Here is a 16,905-nt window from a genome sequence, read left to right on the forward strand (position 1 = left end):
CCAATCACTAATACATCAAAAGCATCTTTGGCATTGAGTGCTGCTGCATCTTTTTCAGCTGAGTTGGTGTCAAGTTTCGCCACAATCTCTTCAAGGGTCATACGACCTTGACCAATGTGCTCATTGTCTTGGAACACCATCGGTACAGCCATGATTTTGCGTTGTTCAACTTCGTCTTGGAAGAATGAACCATCAATCATGGTTGCCGTGGTGTTCGGGTTATAAATTGCGATCAGGTTAAGCGCCTGTACTACATCAGGACAGTTATGACAGCTTAGCGATACAAACACATCAAAGTTCGCTTTGAGGTTTAAGCCTTTAATCTGGTTGAGCACTTCATCTGACACTTTAGGTGCATAGCCAGACACCTGTAACAGTGCCAAGATCAAAGACGTAAACTCATGGCCCATCGGTAAGCCTGCAAAGAACACACGAGGCTGTTCACCTGCTTTAGCCACACCAAAGCTTGGACGACGTGTATTGTTGCCATCAAAACGGGCAGTGACTTGGTCAGAAAGCTCGGCGATTTCACTCACCAGCTCTTTAATTTGAGCAGCTTTATCTGATTCATCTAAAGCAGCCACTAATTCGATTGGACTTTCTAAACGTTCTAAGTAAGCTTTTAATTGAGTTTTAATGTTTTGATCTAACATCTGTTTTTACTCCAATGCATCCAAATTCTTTCAATAGATGCATAGTACGTTAAAACATAAAATAGGTAAAACAGTATGTTTTTATATATTTGATCGGTTTTTTGAATTATTAAAAACATTCATAAATAAGATCAAGAATTTATCTTTAAAATCCACTTTTTTAGCTTTTGTAGCGTTTTAAAGTGAAAGTATTTAAAAATTTATATATGTTATATGGCTGTAAAGATTTTATGTCATAACATTAAAAGGTACTTTCATGTCATTGCAACGCGGCATTTATCAGCATTATAAAGGTAATCTCTATCAAGTTTTTTCTGTGGCAAAACACAGCGAGACTGAAGAAGAATTAGTCGTTTATCAGTGTCTTTATGGTGACTATTCAACTTGGGTACGTCCGCTAGATATGTTTACTGAAACGGTTCAAATAGCTGATGGAAGTATCGTGCCGCGCTTTAAGTTAATTCAAAGCACTTAACTCAAACGGCTTTCATATAAAATAACGATTTTAAAGGGTGAATATATGCCAAATACTTTTTTCTTACAAAGAGTTGCCGATTTATATGACACCTTTAAACAACACGATGCACAGCAGACAGATCGTTTGCTGCGTTATCGTAATATTGAGGCGGAGTCTGCAAAACTTCTGTCGCAATTTATTCGAATGCAGCAAGCCAAATCAATTTTAGAAATTGGGACTTCAACAGGTTATTCTACTTTATGGCTTGCTGAGGCGGCACAAGCCACTCACGGAAAAGTAACCACGCTTGAAATTGATGCCAATCGTAGTACCGAGGCGAAGCGCCATGTTACAGAACTGGCATTAGATGAATTAGTTGATTTTTGGGTAGGAGATGCAGCCGACTATTTAAAAGAAGCTCAGGAAACTTTTGATTTTATTTTGTTAGATGCTGAGCGTCCTGCTTATGAGAATTATTGGCCAGATTTAAAACGTTTAATGAAGCCAAAAGGTGGCGTGCTGATTATTGATAATGTTATTTCACATGCGGCCGAGGTCAGTTCATTCTTGTCTTTAATTAAAAAAGATGAAAATTTTATGAGCAGTATTTTACCCGTAGGTGCTGGTTTATGTATGGTGGTTCTGAAGTAGGTTCGCTTTTTTGAGATATTCTTGCCGATAAGCTTGTGGACTACAGCCCAGTACTTTATTAAATGCACGAGTGAAATTGGCAGGATTGGAGTAGCCCAGTTCATAGGCAATATGGGTAATGGTAAAAGTAGAATTCTCTAATAAATCAATGGCACGCTCAGTGCTGATTTGTTGCTTTAAATTTTGAAATTCGACGCCTTGCTGTTGTAAATAGCGTTGCAAAGTTTTAGTCGAAATATTTAATACTCTGGCACATTCCATTAGGGTTGGAACTTGATTGGCTTGCCGCAACATCATGCTAACCCATTCAACAATTTCACCTTGATGATAGATCTTCTGGATTTGTTCCTGACAGCGTTGTTCAACTATTTTTAAACTATGTGCATCAGCTAAAGGCAAGGGCAGTGCTAATTGTTGCTGATCAATCACCACGCGTATACCTGAAAACCACGTATAGTTAAAGTGGAAATGGGCTTTCACTAAGGATATGTAACGTTCTTGATAACTCGGCTCCGGAATACTCAAATACACTTGGTAGCGTTGTAATTGCTGACCTGCCAATTCTAACAAGCTGTAGTAAAAGGCCACGGCAATCGCTTCAATATGAAAGGCTAAACATTGCTTATTCATCTGCAAAATCGGTTCAAATAATAATTCAACCTTTTGCTGATTGGTCGGAAACTGAATGCTGAGCTTAAAACTCGGCATAATCAGTCTAAAATATTGTGCAATCAGCCTAAGTGCATGTTCCAAATTAGGACTGGTCATTAGCGCATAACCGACCAGACTATGTGAGCTGAGTTTGATATTTTTACCTAGTTCAAAGGCTAGGTCTTGCGTATTGGGCAGACTTAAACCCATCTCAATGAATTGTTCAATTTGCTGAATCGACAATAATTCTGTTTTTGCCAGTTCTTTTTGGAATGCTCTCAATAAATCATTATCGTATTGATGCGTGCCGATTAAAATTTCAATCAGTCGTAAATAATAACGTGATGGGATAACCGGAATCTGTTGCTTCTGCACAAGAAAAACTCAGCAAAGTCTTAAAATGATAATAGCAAGTCTTAAAATGATAATATAGAGAGGCTATGAACGAGCACAATCAATTCAAGCAAAACATTTTGTGTTTGATTGGAGTCTCTAATGAATATGCATACTCAACTGGATGTCGAGCAAGCGACAACAACATTTAAGGATAAGAAACGTCATTTATGGCTACTGGGTTTGGCTGTACCGACCATTGCAATGGGTGGGCTAGCAGGCTATCAATTTGGTCCTAAAAAAACTAAAAAATTCTTCGCTTCATTTGGGCCATTATTTATTCATGGCGTTATTCCAGCATTAGATAAACTGATTGGGGAAGACAAGGAGAATCCACCATTAGATGCAATTGCGGATTTAGAAGCGGATCCGTATTACGCTCGCATTGTTAAACTTTTTATTCCTTTGCAATACGCGACCAATATCTATGGAGCATATTTAGCCAGTCGTAAAAATACATCTCTTGCTGATCAGGTTTTACTTGGAACTTTGGTGGGAATGGTTAATGGGATTGCCATTAATACGGCACATGAACTTAGCCACAAAAATGGGCAGCTTGAACATTATTTATCGCATTTAGCCTTAGCGCCTTCGGGTTATAACCATTTTCGAATTGAACATCCTTATGGACACCACCGCCGAGTTGCGACACCTGAAGACCCAGCATCTTCACAATTTGGTGAAACCTTTTGGAAGTTTTTACCGCGTACAGTAATTGGCAGCTTTAAATCAGCGATTGAAATTGAAAAAAATCGTTTAGAACGTAAGAAATTACCTTTCTTCTGTAAGGAAAATGAGCTGATTCATGGCTGGGCAATGTCGGCTGTGTACCATGCAGCCATGTTTGCAGAATTTGGTGTGCGTTCGATTCCATTTCAAGTTACTCAAGCTGCGTATGCAATAACTTTGTTTGAATCGGTGAATTACATTGAACATTATGGTTTAAAGCGTGCAAAGAAAGAAAATGGCCAATATGAACGTACTATGCCAGAGCACAGCTGGAACAATAATAATGTGGTGACCAATTTGTTCTTGTATCAATTACAACGCCATTCAGATCATCATGCCAATCCAACTCGCAGCTTTCAGACTTTACGTCACTTTGAAGATGCGCCGCAATTACCAGCAGGTTATGGTGCAATGATTTTGCCTGCATTTATTCCATCTTGGTGGTCAAAAATTATGGATGATCGCGTTGTCGAGCACTATAAGGGTGACCTTAGTAAAATCAATATGCATGTTGATGTGAAGGAAAAAATGCTAGAGAAATATATTGAGCAAAATGACGCGGCTTAATAGCCAAAATATATAAAACAGATCAGCCCCAGCGGGCTGATTTTTTATGATTAAGCAGAAATACGGAGTCTGTTAAAATGCAGATCAAACTCAAGATATTTGTGAACAAATGCAGTTTTATCATTGGTGCGTAACAAATTATTGTAGATAAACTCTGGAACTGGATGGTAGAGCTCACCTGAGCCATTGCTATAGAAAATTTTTAAATAGCGTGAAGAAACATCGTATTTCCAAGAGGTTACAACAACAGATTTTTCCATATAACTACTCCTACTTTTGTTTTATCTTTTAATACATATATAAAGCTCTTTTGTTTCATAATTCGACAGTACTCTAAGTTAAGCAGGCTGACAATTCATAAATGAATATTGCTATAAATTTATAAGTATAAGAATTGTAAAAAATTAGCTATAAAATTTGAGTAGAAAGTAGGGCTTAGATTTATAAAAATAACCAATAAAAAAACCACCCTAAAAAGGGTGGTTTTCAGACGTAGTGGTCTAATCTAAAAAATTAGATTTTACCAACTAAGTCGATAGATGGAGCAAGAGTAGCTTCGCCTTCTTTCCATTTAGCTGGGCAAACTTCACCTGGGTGAGCGTGTACGTATTGAGCAGCTTTTACTTTACGAAGAAGTTCAGAAGCGTCACGGCCGATACCACCTGCGTTGAGTTCAACGATTTGGATTTTACCTTCTGGATCGATAACGAAAGTACCACGGTCAGCTAAACCTTCAGATTCAATAAGAACGTCGAAGTTTTTAGAAAGAGTCCAAGTTGGGTCACCAACTAATGGATATTGGATTTTTTTGATTTCTTCAGAAGTGTCGTGCCAAGCTTTGTGAGTGAAGTGTGTATCAGTAGATACAGCATAAATTTCAACACCAAGTTTTTGGAATTCAGCGTAGTTGTCAGCTAAGTCACCAAGTTCAGTTGGACAAACGAAAGTGAAGTCAGCTGGATAGAAGAATACAACAGACCACTTACCTTTAAGGTTAGTTTCGTTAACTTCAACAAATTGGCCGTTGTGGTAAGCAGTTGCTTGGAATGGTTTAACTTCAGTATTAATCAAGCTCATCATTGTCTCCATGATTGAGGTTTATATTTAAACTTGTTTACGAGATGTAGAATAAATAAAAATTCTTTATTGGGGAAATAGTATTTTTACATGACTAAAATCGGAAAATCGAATAAGTGATAAATTTACGATTTTTAAGTCCCCAAACACTGTATTCGATTTGACTGCAAAAACATGTAAATCAAATGACAGTTATCGTAAAAGAAACTTGCATAACAACATGAAGTCTAGTGAGTCAAAATTCAAGGGTAAAATTTTAAAAAATTAAAAATATATAAAAACCCAACTGTTTTACCTGAAGAGCATTAAAGCGTAAAATAGCGGATTGTTGAATTTTCAGGAAAATTTGTCTGTGCAGAATGATTTAAATATAGATCAATGGGTGATGGCGAGAGATCGTTACCGTTTAAATCGTTTGCGTAAAGATAAAAAAGCCAATACAGCAGAGATTGAAAAATTATTTGAACAATCGAATGCCAAAGTAAGACAGCGTTTTGAACGTCTACCTAAAATTAAACTGAATCAGGATTTACCTGTTTCTCAATATGCAGACCGATTAATTGATGCGATTCAAAAGCATCAGGTCATTATTGTGGCAGGTGAGACGGGTTCAGGTAAAACCACACAGCTTCCTCAGATTGCAATGTTAGCGGGACGTGGCTTAACCGGTATGATTGGGCATACCCAGCCACGTCGTTTAGCTGCGCGTAGTGTTTCTCAGCGTATTGCAGAAGAAGTCGGCGAAAAGCTTGGCGAATCGATTGGTTTTAAAATTCGTTTTAATGAACAAGGTTCGCAAGATTCAATTGTACGGTTAATGACCGATGGTATTTTGCTTGCCGAGTTAGGCAATGACCGCTTCTTGTCTAAATATGACACGATCATTATTGATGAAGCGCATGAACGCTCACTCAATATCGATTTTATTATGGGTTATTTAAAGCAATTACTGCCAAAACGCCCAGATCTAAAAGTGATTGTGACTTCGGCCACTTTAGATGTAAATCGCTTTAGTAATTATTTTAATGACGCACCTATTTTTGAAGTAGAAGGGCGTAGTTATCCTGTCGAAGTGCTTTACCGCCCAATTTCAGAAATGAATATTGGCGGCAGTGATGACGATGAGTTTGATGATTTCGAAGAAAACCTTCCTCGTGCAGTTGTACAAGCGGTAGAAGAATGCTTTGCGGATGCAGAAGCAAAAGGTCATCCAGAACATGCCGACATTTTAATTTTCTCAAGCACAGAGCAAGAAATTCGTGAGTTGCAGGAAACTTTGCAAAAGTACGGACCCAGACACACCGAAATTTTACCTTTGTATGCGCGCTTAGCTGTTTCTGAACAACAAAAGATTTTTAGTCCAGGTGGAAAAGGCCGTCGTATTATTATTGCGACGAACGTGGCTGAAACTGCACTGACTGTTCCAAATATTCGTTATGTGATTGATAGCGGTTTTGCCCGTATTTCTCGTTATAACTACCGTTCACGTGTGCAACGTTTACCCATTGAAGCAATTTCTCAGGCTGCTGCCAATCAACGTAAAGGGCGCTGTGGTCGTATTGCGGCGGGTGTGTGTATTCGTTTATATAGCGAAGAAGACTTTTTAAGCCGTCCTGAGTTTACCGAACCTGAAATTAAACGGACTAACTTAGCGTCTGTTATTTTACAAATGCACAGTTTAGGTTTGGGTGAGCTAGAAAACTTTGATTTTATTGAGCCACCAGATTTCCGACTTGTAAATGATGGCCGCAAGCTACTCATTGAGTTAGGGGCACTTAACGAGAAGAAAAATGAGCTGACTAAAGTCGGGCAAATGATGGCACGTATGCCAATTGACCCACGACTCGCTCGTATGATTGTTGGTGGTGCTCATTTTGGTGTACTCAAAGAAATTTTAGTGGTTGTCAGTGCGCTTGCAGTGCAAGACCCGCGTGAGCGTCCGGCAGACAAACAAATGCAGGCTGACCAAAAGCATGCTTTGTTCAAAGAAGCCGATTCGGATTTTCTGTTTTATTTGAAGCTTTGGGATACTTTAAATCCTAAAGGTGAAGCTGGAATGTCTGAAAATAAACGACGTCAGTTTGCTAAGCAGAATTTTTTAAGTTGGTTACGTTTACGTGAGTGGAAGCAGACACACCAGCAATTAGTTGAGTTAGCAGAAGGTTTAAAACTCAGCTTTAATGAAAAACCTGCAAACTACGAAAACTTGCATCGTGCATTATTGACGGGTTTATTATCTTTTATTGCTAATAAAACTGATGAACGTAATACCTTTATGGCAGTGCGTCAGCAAAAGGCTAAAGTTTTTCCAGCAAGTACGCTGCACAAAACCAATACCTCTTGGGTGATGGCTTTTGAGATGGTCGAAACCTCTCAAGTGTACTTACGTACTTTAGCCAAAATTGACCCTGAATGGATTTTGCTTGCTGCGCGTGACTTATTAAAATATCACTATTTTGAGCCGCATTGGTCTAAGAAAGCTGGGATCGTAAATGCATATGCGCAAATTTCGCTGTTTGGTTTAATTATTGAACCAAAACGTTTAATTAATTTTGAAAAAGTTGACCAGCCTGCTGCTCATGAGATTTTCTTACGTGATGCATTAACCACGGGTAATTTGGGTACGATCCCACCATTTTTAAAACACAACTTGCTTAAACTTGAAGAAGTGGAGCGAGTTGAAGATAAATTGCGTCGCCGTGATTTAGTGGTCGATGAAGAAACGATTTATCAGTTTTATGCCTCTAAGATTCCTGAAGAAATCGCAAGCCGCCGTAGTTTTGAAGACTGGCGTGCGACGGTAGAAGCGAATCATCCGCGTTATTTATTTATTGAAGATGATTCACTCTGGCTCAATGACCGACCAACAACGCAGCAATTCCCAGATCATTTGCACAATGGGCAGCTACGTTTAGCAACAACATATCATTTTGACCCGAGCCATGACGAAGATGGTGCAACTGTTCAAATTCCTGTACAGGCATTGCCTCAGGTTGATGAAAATATCTGGTCATGGGGAATTCCGGGGTGGCGACAAGATTTAATTGAGGCTTTACTTAAAGCTTTACCTAAAGATAAGCGTCGTAATGTGGTGCCTATTCCTGATACTGCTCGTAAGCTCATGCAAGGCATTGATGCTGTACATTTACGTGAACATATCTTTAGTTATTTAGCTTTTGCCTTACGTGGTGAGCAAATTACTGACAAGGATTTCTCATTTGAACGTATTGATCCATATTTGGTGCCTTTCATTAAGGTTATTGATGAAAAAGGTAAGTTGATTGCAAAAGGCCGTGATTTACCTGAATTAAAAGCGCGTTGCCGCGTAGAAACGCATCGCCCAGTGAAGCAGCAAAAAGGTGAGTTTAAAAACTTCCCTGAGAATTTTACTTTTGAGGTTTCACATAAAGTTACGGGTGTTGTTGTGAAACAATATCAGGCTTTGGTACCTACAAAAGCTTTTGCTGAAATTGAAGCTAAAGATGACTCAGGCGTTGTTATTCAGACTTTTAATGATCAGGCTGAAGCCATTAAGCAGCATCGGGAAGGGATTATCCGTCTGGTCCATATGCAGCTTGGCGACTTGGTTCGCCAGTTGAAAAAGCAGATTTCAAAACCGCTTGCTTTGGCATATTCACCTTTGGGTGATAAAGCTAAGCTTGAGCAGATATTGGTCTATGCAACGTTGCAAATGGCAATTACAACTTTGCCAATTAATGCAGATGAATTTAATAAACTACTCGAGCAAGTCAAAAAGCAATTTTTGAGTCATGGTCAGCAAGCACTTGAGCAACTAAGTGATATTTATATTCAATGGCAGCAAATTCGCCGTCAGCTTTTAGTGCTTGACCGAGACATATTTGGCCGTAGCGTTGATGATATTGAAGATCAGCTAGATTTAATGTCACTTAGCAATTTTGTTTACCGCCAACCGGTCGATCTTTGGCAGGAATATCCGCGATATTTAAAAGCGCTGCTATTGCGTTTAGATCGATTGCCAAATAATCTACAGCGAGATCATGCCGCTATTGATGATGTCGATCCATGGATGGACAAGGTATTTAAATTCAAAAACAATCCCAAAATCAAAGAATTGTATTTGATGTTGGAAGAATTCCGCATTTCTTTATTTTCTCAACCGATGAAAACTAAGATGCCTATTTCGCCAACTCGACTGCAAAAGTTATGGGATCGTTTGGGAATCAGTTAAGATAGATCGGGGTCTGTTTATGTTGTTGTTTAGCCTACAACGCAATTTATAAATGAAAGATTAACAGACCCTATTCATTTTTTTAGGAGTTTTACATGGGCATTCGTATCACAGGTACTGGGTTATTTCACCCAATAGAAATCATTTCTAATGAAGAACTGGCCGACAGTTTAAATGCTTATGTGGAACAATATAACCAAGAGAATGCAGAGAAAATTGCAGCAGGTGAGCTAGAAGAGTTACGTGGTTCTAGTGCTGAATTTATTGAAAAAGCGTCTGGTATTAAGCGCCGTTACGTGATTGAGAAATCAGGTATTCTCGATCCAAATCGTTTGCGTCCTCGTTTGTCTGAACGTTCAAATGATGAACTTTCACTTCAAGCAGAGTGGGGTGTTATTGCTGCGAAACAGGCAATGGAAAATGCAGGCGTAACTGCTGAAGATATCGATGTTGTAATTTTGGCATGTTCAAACATGCAGCGTGCTTATCCAGCTGTAGCGATTGAAATTCAGTCGGCACTCGGTATTCAAGGGTATGCCTATGACATGAACGTTGCATGTTCAGCTGCTACTTTTGGTTTGAAACAAGCAGCTGATGCAATTCGTTCTGGTGCTCGCCGTGTTTTATTGGTGAATGTCGAGATTACATCTGGTCACCTAGACTACCGTAACCGTGATTGTCACTTCATTTTTGGTGATGTTGCAACGGCTTCTATTATTGAAGAAACCACGACTAAAACTGGTTTTGAAATTTTAGATATTCATTTATTTACTCAATTTTCAAACAATATTCGCAATAACTTTGGTTTCTTAAACCGTAGTGAAGATGCAGTAGTTGATGACAAGTTATTCCGTCAAGATGGCCGCAAAGTCTTTAAAGATGTTTGTCCGCTCGTAGCAAAAATCATTAATGCACAGTTGGAAAAAATGCAGTTAACTGCAAACGATATTAAGCGCTTCTGGTTACATCAAGCCAATGCCAACATGAATGAACTAATCTTGAAATATGTGGCTGGTAAAGAGGCAGATCTAAGCCGTGCCCCAATTATTCTCGATGAGTTTGCCAATACCTCTTCAGCAGGTGTGATTATTGCTTTACATCGTACAGGCCATGAAGTAGATAATGGCGAGTATGGCGTGATTTCATCTTTCGGTGCCGGTTATTCAGTAGGTTCGATTGTTGTACAAAAGCATGTTGCTTAAGCTACAAGATTAATTAAAAAACGCTCGTAAGAGCGTTTTTTTATAGTTCGAAAATAATAAAACGGACTAAAATTAGCCCGCTTCAATTGAATCAAAAGTTATTAAAACTTTTTGGTGTAGTTTACAAACAGGCGATCTTCACCAAAGTCATTGCCATGTTTAACGTTGTAATCAATCCGAATGTATTGCAGAGCAACGCCTTTTAAGAATGGCTGTTGAAATGCATAGTTTAAAATCACATTCGACTCGGTTTCATGGTTTTTCTCACCATTGGCTGCTTTAAAGTCATGTCCGTAAACATATTTCACCATCGCATTTAGGCCCGGTACATAGTCTTTAAAGTCGTAGCCGTACATCACATGGTAAGACTTTTCATCTTCTTTAAAGAATCCAGTAGCATTCCAGTTGATGAAATAAGTTTCTGGTAAAAAACCGTCCGGTAAGGGGTAAGCCGATTCACCCATAATCTGTTGGTACCCCAAACCAAAGGTATGATTTTTTACTTTAAGCGTTTCCAACACTCCAATATTTTGTGCATCAATATTAAAAGTATTGCCGTCATCTTTTGCATTAAAGTATTTAAACTTAGAGGTCAGAGCGAAATTAGGTTGTTTCCAATTATGCTCAAGCCCCACATAGTGTTTATTGTAGAGGTCTTCTAAATTGCCAAAGTAGTATTCGCCCTTTAAAGACGGCGTAAATTGATATCGCAGGTCAATATAATTTAAGCCATCAGATTCTTTGGTAATTCCATTTGCCGTAAACGAAAACTTTTTAAAGTCTTCCTCATTTCGTGGCGACACTTTTTCAACTCGACCAATTTCAGCATAAAGCTGATCTGAAAGTTGCGACTTAAGATTAGTTCCCCAATAAGAGGCAAGCAATTGTCGGCTAGCATCGACAGCCGTTACAGGTAAGTCTAGCCAGAGTTCACCGACACTTAAAAGGGTTTTGTCATAGCCCAGTTTTAAAGTGGCGCCGTATTTTAAAAAGTCGGATGCTTGTGACTGAGTTTCTTTATTAAAAGGCAAAACTGTGTCAGCAACATGTTTGTCTGAACTTAAGCGCACGGCGTATTGAACAGAAGCATCTGCACCAATGGTAATCGGCTTGTCGGCAATTTGCAGTGGAGTGTCATGCATTTTTGATTTATAAAATAATGACGCTGCCTGAGACCAGCTGCCCGTATCTTTGAGCGCATCATTATCAAAATTACGGTTGATATAAGCATTTTTTAGCGTGAATTTCCATTCATCTTCGGGCTGCTGATTTGGATTTGCAGCGAATGAAGTGCCACACATCAACACTAAGGTCGCGAAAGTTAAAGCACGTGGCTTAAAGTGGTGTAATAATTCCATAATCCATTTCCAAAAAGATGCGCCAGTCCTCGGCGCATGTATTTTTACTGCTGGGTAAGCGTGTTTTGAGGGTTAAAAGTTGATGGCGTTTGTGCGGCAACAGAGGCTTTTAGATTGACCATAAATATTGCAAGTGCAGCAATCACACCCGGAATTGCAATCGCTAAGAAATTCATTTGGTGAGGAAGCTCAAGTGTGAGTAGGGCTCCTGTTAAAACTGGTCCGATAATCGCACCAATACGGCCAATTCCAGATGCCCAGCCCATGCCTGTTGAACGAAGTGCCGTCGGATAGAACTGCGCAACAAAAGTATAGAGTAAGATTTGCGAACCAATTGTGGCAGCACCAGCAATCGCAATCAGGCTATATAAAATAATTTGCGGACTATTAATACCAAGCAGAATTAAAGCTGCTGATCCCACAATAAACATGATCGTAATAACAGGTTTTAAATGAAATCTGTCTGCTAAAGCACCGCCACCAATTGCACCGACCATGCCACCAATATTAAGTGCAAAGAGGAATAACATGCTCGCACCTAATGAGTAGCCCGCTTGCAGCATGAGTTTAGGTAACCAGCTTCCTAAGGCATACACCATGAGTAAACACATAAAGAAAGCAATCCAGAACATAAATGTGCTGAAGGTACGGCCTTGTTGGAAAAGCGCACGGACAGGTGCATCTGTTGTGGTACTTTCGTTTAACACCAGTTGTGTATTGGCGTTTACCTGCGTTTGAGGCGCAATTTTACAAACAATACTTTTTGCCTGCTCGCTATGGTTCGATTTCACTAAAAAGGTGAGAGACTCAGGTAAGAATTTCCAAATGAGTGGGAGCAATAACAGGGGAATACCTGCAATTAAAAACATGATTTGCCAGCCCATATCTTTAACGAGCCATGCGCCGAGTAGAGCAGATGTCATGCCACCAATTGCGTAGCCACTAAACATAATTGCAACTAATGTACTGCGGATTTTTTTGGGTGCGTATTCGGTCATAAGCGCAACGACGTTTGGCATAACGCCACCAATTCCAAGACCTGCAATAAAGCGTAAAATAGCAAACTCAGTTGGTCCTTTGGCAAAGGCACCAATAAAGGTAAATCCACTAAATAAGGTGACACAAATCAGGATGGTTTTTTTACGCCCTAATTTGTCTGAAAGTGTGCCGAAAATCATGGCACCAAACATCATCCCGAATAGAGCAGCACTGGCGAGTAAACCAGCTTCTACCGCAGTTAATGACCATTGTTGCATTAACAGAGGAAGAGCAACCCCGTAAATAACTAAATCATATCCATCAAAAATAATAATAAGTAAGCACCAGATTAAAACTTTCCAATGAAAAGATGTGAAACTGGCTTTATCAATTAACTCATTAATATTAACCTTGCTCGTATCCATTTTCTTCACCTCCAATTTGTGAAGCATCGCGTTATTTTTTAATAAACTATTTTGTTATTGGATTAGAGTCAAAAACCTAATTGATATATCTTTATGTCTTTAAGGTATTGTGTTTTTATTGGTTTAATTGTTTGAAAAATATGTATTTATTTTTATTGGTTTAGCTTTCTTTATTGTGTCTTTAAAATAGGGTTAAATATTGTATTATGAGAATTTTAAGGATTTTCGAGATGTTTTTTAATAGATTTTATTGATGAAAATCACAGCTAAAAATATAGCTAAATTTATATTATGAGTTGAAGTGAAAATATAAAAACAAAATACTAAAGTCTATTATTTAATTATTTTTGAACTTGATCTAAAAATGAAATTTAATCTATATTAAATAAAAAACGCCAAATCAGAATTAGCAAATTATTTGCATTTTGATTTGGCGATTGAGGTTTTATTTTAGCTGGGGGATTTAGATAAAAAACTTAATTTGTGATGGGGGCTGATCGTGGTGTAAGAATGAAATGGGCGATTACACCAATACAAATACCCCAAAAAACTGAGCTTAATCCAAGGAAATGCATGCCTGATGCTGTCGCTAAAAAGGTAATAAGTGCGGCATCACGTTGATTGTCATTTTTCATGGCAACAGAAATATTGGTGGCAATGGCACCTAACAAAGCTAAACCAGCCAGTGCTGCAACCAACTCTTTAGGAAGTAAGCTAAATAGCATGACAATACTGCCAGCAAATAAGCCTCCTAAAATATAAAAAATTCCGTTGGCGATGCCCGCGATATATCGTTTTTCTTTCAGTTCATGTGCATCTTTGCCCATACATAAAGCAGCGGTAATTGAGGCAAGCACAATCGTAATACCACCGACGCAAGCAACAGCTAAAGAGGCAATACTGGTGACAGTAATAATGGGTTTAGCTGGAGTGTCGTAACCGCTGAGTTTCATAATTGCCATACCCGGTAAAAATTGGCCGGTTAGGCTGACTAAAATGAGAGGAACAGCGAGGTTGAGCGTTGAGTTCCATGTCCATTCTGGGCTAATCCATTGCGGGATCGCTAAACTAAAACTCACATCAACCGGATTCATTTTGCCTAAAATGAGGCTTAATAAAACTCCGGCAGCTAACACCCAAATCATGGTGTAGCGCGGCATTAAACGTTTGGCAATTAAAAAGACAATAAGCATGCTAAAGACAATAAAAGGCATGCTATCAGACGCAGTAAATAGACCAATACCAAATTGAAAAAGAATACCAGCCATCATGCCCGCAGCGACATCTTGCGGAATCCACTTCAGTAACTTGTCGAAGTAACCTGTAACGCCAATTAAAAAAATAACGATGGCAGAAGTAATATAGGCGGCTACCGCTTCATTCAACGAGACATTGGGAAATAGGGTAACTAATAGGGCAGTGCCTGGTGCAGACCATGCGGTTATGACAGGCGTTTTATATTTAATTGAAAGATAAATACCTGAAACGGCGGCACCAATTGAAATTCCCCAAATCCATGACACCATCATATCGGTTGAGACATGGGCACGCTGAGCAGCTTGGAAAAAAATAATCAGTGGGCCTGAGTAAGAAATTAAAACTGCAAGAAAGCCAGCAACTGTTGCTGATATGGACCAGTCATTTTTTAATGTCTTGAACAGGGTTGCCATTGTTTGATTGCCTCCATGCAAATCATATTATTTACCCAATCATGTAAAAAGATCAGGGTTAACCCTGATCTCCACCTCCGACCGAAATAACCGATCCAGTCATATAGGATGCGTCATCTGATGCAAGAAATAAAATTGCATTCACTTGTTCTTGAATTGTGCCATAACGGCCCATAAATGTTCGATCTATTGTTTGATCAACCACTTGCTGCATCCAGTCTTTTTCATTTTGACTTAACGGATTGGCGTTACGTGGCACTTTACGAGGTGGTGCTTCGGTTCCACCAGTCGCAACGGCATTGACTCGGATCCCATCTTTAGCATGTTCAAAAGCAAGTGATGCTGTTAGAGCATTTACACCGCCCTTAGATGCAGAATAGGGAATACGATTAATACCACGGGTTGCAATTGAAGATACATTTACAATAACCCCCGATTGTTGCTTAATCATGGCAGGTAACACAGCGCGGCAACACCATAACGTTGGAAATAACGAGCGATTCACTTCCTTAATGATCTCTTCTTCAGAAAACTCTTCAAAAGGTTTCATCCAGATTGCGCCACCTACGTTATTAATCAGGATATCTACCCGACCATAGTGTTCAATGGCTTTTGCAACAACCGCTTGCGCACCTGTATAGGTTTCAAGGTCAGCATTAATCGTAACAGCATCACCGCCTGCACTCTGAATTTCTTTAAGAACTTCATCAACATATTCAGAGCGGTCAGCCATGATGACTTGTCCGCCTTCAGCCGCGATTTGTAAAGCTACGCCACGACCAATGCCTTGAGCACTACCCGTAACAATCACGACTTTATTAGTAAATCTTTGACGGTTTGACATAGATAGCTTCTCCACCTTGAGTTAGTTTGCAGAGAATTTTTCAAACAAGAAACTAGCAGGTTTGATATTTTCAGTTTCTAACCAGCCACGAACAGCTTCTACCATTGGCACCGGTCCACATAGATAAACATCGACATCGCCATCGTTTAACCATTCACTTTCAATATGACCAGTGACATAGCCTTTGCGTTCATGCTGACTTTCAGGACTTGCAACCACAGTTCGGTATTCGAACCACGGGAATTTCGCCTGCAATTCATTAAGTTTTTCTAGAGCAACCAAATCAAAGTCATTGGTGACACCAAAGACTAAACGAACAGGCTGTTCTGAACCTTTTTCTTCAAGCACTTGTAACATCGACATAAATGGGGCAATGCCGGTACCGCCAGCGAGCATCAGCACTGGGCGAGCTACATTACGTAAATAGAAGCTACCGAATGGACCAGTAAAAGTCATTTTGTCGCCAGCTTGGGCATTCTTACTTAAAAACTCACTCATTTTGCCGTTCGGCACGTTGCGGACCACAAAGCCCGTTAAGCGATTGCCCGGTTTTGAGCTAAATGAATATGAACGTGTTTCGCCAGTTTCAGGAATTGCAACATTCACATATTGACCTGCAAGGAAATGAATATCCGGTTGACCTTCATCAAGTTGGATATCAAATGTGATGGTTGAATCTGATAATTTTTCAACGCGGGCTAATGTGCCTTGGAAGCTATGAATTGCAGTTTTGCAAACATCTGACGAGGCTTGAATTTGAAATACCGCATCTGAAGTTGGACGACATTGGCAAGCAAGAATATAGCCTTGCTCAGCTTCTTCAGGGGTTAACGCATCTTCAATATAGGTTTCTTCTGGCATGTCATAACTACCGGACTCGCAAAATGCGCGGCAAGTTCCACATGCTCCATCACGGCAATCCAAAGGAATATTAATTTTTTGGCGATAGGCTGCGTCAGATAGGGTTTCGCCCTGAGCTACGTTAATGAAACGTGTAACACCATCTTCAAATTGAAGTGCAACATTGTGGTTTGACATGG

The 16,905-nt window shown here is 39.4% G+C and carries 14 protein-coding genes; 5 read left to right on the plus strand and 9 right to left on the minus strand.

What is annotated here, in order from left to right; translation table 11 throughout:
* The coding region (locus ACT53H_RS17865; RefSeq protein WP_476009801.1) for a thioredoxin family protein at window positions 1–653 on the minus strand (653 nt) is incomplete at its 3' end.
* Window positions 654–909: 256 nt separating this feature from the next.
* Between ACT53H_RS17865 and ACT53H_RS17870 the strand changes: the two genes are divergently transcribed.
* Complete coding sequence (locus ACT53H_RS17870) at window positions 910–1,128, plus strand: DUF1653 domain-containing protein (RefSeq protein ID WP_004793632.1); 219 nt, start codon at window positions 910–912, stop codon at window positions 1,126–1,128.
* Between the two features lie 45 nt (window positions 1,129–1,173).
* Window positions 1,174–1,761 carry an O-methyltransferase gene (locus tag ACT53H_RS17875; RefSeq protein WP_174759401.1) on the plus strand — a complete coding sequence of 196 codons (588 nt, stop codon included), beginning with the start codon at window positions 1,174–1,176 and terminating at the stop codon, window positions 1,759–1,761.
* Here the strand turns inward: ACT53H_RS17875 and ACT53H_RS17880 are convergent.
* On the minus strand, window positions 1,738–2,787 hold the full coding sequence (locus ACT53H_RS17880; protein ID WP_174759400.1) for a helix-turn-helix domain-containing protein: 1,050 nt from the start codon (window positions 2,785–2,787) through the stop codon (window positions 1,738–1,740). The genes ACT53H_RS17875 and ACT53H_RS17880 overlap by 24 nt on opposite strands.
* A 120-nt stretch (window positions 2,788–2,907) precedes the next feature.
* On the opposite strand from ACT53H_RS17880, the gene ACT53H_RS17885 reads away from it, so the two are divergent.
* A complete protein-coding gene (locus tag ACT53H_RS17885; protein WP_174732371.1) occupies window positions 2,908–4,101 on the plus strand; it encodes an alkane 1-monooxygenase in 1,194 nt (397 codons plus the stop codon).
* 50 nt (window positions 4,102–4,151) lie between these two features.
* Here ACT53H_RS17885 and ACT53H_RS17890 read toward each other — a convergent pair whose 3' ends face one another.
* Window positions 4,152–4,361 carry a KTSC domain-containing protein gene (locus ACT53H_RS17890; protein WP_004793625.1) on the minus strand — a complete coding sequence of 70 codons (210 nt, stop codon included), beginning with the start codon at window positions 4,359–4,361 and terminating at the stop codon, window positions 4,152–4,154.
* A gap of 253 nt (window positions 4,362–4,614) precedes the next feature.
* Entirely contained in the window at window positions 4,615–5,178 is a 564-nt protein-coding gene (gene ahpC, locus ACT53H_RS17895) for an alkyl hydroperoxide reductase subunit C (RefSeq protein WP_003652649.1), read from the minus strand.
* 352 nt (window positions 5,179–5,530) lie between these two features.
* On the opposite strand from ahpC, the gene hrpA reads away from it, so the two are divergent.
* Both hrpA and ACT53H_RS17905 read left to right on the plus strand, forming a co-directional pair.
* The gene (hrpA, locus tag ACT53H_RS17900; RefSeq protein WP_476009802.1) at window positions 5,531–9,388 is read left to right on the plus strand and encodes an ATP-dependent RNA helicase HrpA; all 3,858 of its coding nucleotides are present in this window, start codon (window positions 5,531–5,533) and stop codon (window positions 9,386–9,388) included.
* Window positions 9,389–9,483: 95 nt separating this feature from the next.
* The gene (locus tag ACT53H_RS17905) at window positions 9,484–10,590 is read left to right on the plus strand and encodes a beta-ketoacyl-ACP synthase III (RefSeq protein ID WP_353156915.1); all 1,107 of its coding nucleotides are present in this window, start codon (window positions 9,484–9,486) and stop codon (window positions 10,588–10,590) included.
* A gap of 101 nt (window positions 10,591–10,691) precedes the next feature.
* Here the strand turns inward: ACT53H_RS17905 and ACT53H_RS17910 are convergent, their stop codons facing one another.
* The 5 genes from ACT53H_RS17910 to benC form a co-directional block, all read right to left on the minus strand.
* Complete coding sequence (locus ACT53H_RS17910) at window positions 10,692–11,948, minus strand: OprD family outer membrane porin (protein ID WP_353156912.1); 1,257 nt, start codon at window positions 11,946–11,948, stop codon at window positions 10,692–10,694.
* Window positions 11,949–11,992: 44 nt separating this feature from the next.
* Window positions 11,993–13,351, minus strand: a complete 1,359-nt coding sequence (locus tag ACT53H_RS17915; RefSeq protein ID WP_019457436.1) for an aromatic acid/H+ symport family MFS transporter — start codon at window positions 13,349–13,351, stop codon at window positions 11,993–11,995.
* A 476-nt stretch (window positions 13,352–13,827) separates the two neighbouring features.
* Window positions 13,828–15,021, minus strand: coding sequence for a benzoate/H(+) symporter BenE (benE, locus tag ACT53H_RS17920; RefSeq protein WP_262456054.1), 1,194 nt, complete (start codon window positions 15,019–15,021; stop codon window positions 13,828–13,830).
* A 58-nt stretch (window positions 15,022–15,079) separates the two neighbouring features.
* Window positions 15,080–15,865 (minus strand): 1,6-dihydroxycyclohexa-2,4-diene-1-carboxylate dehydrogenase, encoded by a 786-nt coding sequence (locus tag ACT53H_RS17925; protein WP_174728973.1) that lies wholly within the window; start codon window positions 15,863–15,865, stop codon window positions 15,080–15,082.
* A 21-nt stretch (window positions 15,866–15,886) separates the two neighbouring features.
* Window positions 15,887–16,903: a benzoate 1,2-dioxygenase electron transfer component BenC gene (gene benC, locus ACT53H_RS17930; RefSeq protein WP_151963575.1), complete on the minus strand. Its 1,017-nt coding sequence runs from the start codon at window positions 16,901–16,903 to the stop codon at window positions 15,887–15,889.
* Window positions 16,904–16,905: the final 2 nt, after the last annotated feature.

The sequence above is a fragment of the Acinetobacter sp. DMC2 genome, assembly GCF_056314305.1.

What these genes read in the sequence shown, in the direction of transcription:
- benE (WP_262456054.1), bottom strand. Translation starts at nt 15,021, where the DNA reads ATGGCAACCCTGTTCAAGACATTAAAAAATGACTGGTCCATATCAGCA.
- ahpC (WP_003652649.1), bottom strand. Translation starts at nt 5,178, where the DNA reads ATGAGCTTGATTAATACTGAAGTTAAACCATTCCAAGCAACTGCTTAC.
- ACT53H_RS17915 (WP_019457436.1), bottom strand. Translation starts at nt 13,351, where the DNA reads ATGGATACGAGCAAGGTTAATATTAATGAGTTAATTGATAAAGCCAGT.
- ACT53H_RS17870 (WP_004793632.1), top strand. Translation starts at nt 910, where the DNA reads ATGTCATTGCAACGCGGCATTTATCAGCATTATAAAGGTAATCTCTAT.
- ACT53H_RS17910 (WP_353156912.1), bottom strand. Translation starts at nt 11,948, where the DNA reads ATGGAATTATTACACCACTTTAAGCCACGTGCTTTAACTTTCGCGACC.
- ACT53H_RS17885 (WP_174732371.1), top strand. Translation starts at nt 2,908, where the DNA reads ATGAATATGCATACTCAACTGGATGTCGAGCAAGCGACAACAACATTT.
- ACT53H_RS17875 (WP_174759401.1), top strand. Translation starts at nt 1,174, where the DNA reads ATGCCAAATACTTTTTTCTTACAAAGAGTTGCCGATTTATATGACACC.
- ACT53H_RS17925 (WP_174728973.1), bottom strand. Translation starts at nt 15,865, where the DNA reads ATGTCAAACCGTCAAAGATTTACTAATAAAGTCGTGATTGTTACGGGT.
- ACT53H_RS17905 (WP_353156915.1), top strand. Translation starts at nt 9,484, where the DNA reads ATGGGCATTCGTATCACAGGTACTGGGTTATTTCACCCAATAGAAATC.
- benC (WP_151963575.1), bottom strand. Translation starts at nt 16,903, where the DNA reads ATGTCAAACCACAATGTTGCACTTCAATTTGAAGATGGTGTTACACGT.
- ACT53H_RS17890 (WP_004793625.1), bottom strand. Translation starts at nt 4,361, where the DNA reads ATGGAAAAATCTGTTGTTGTAACCTCTTGGAAATACGATGTTTCTTCA.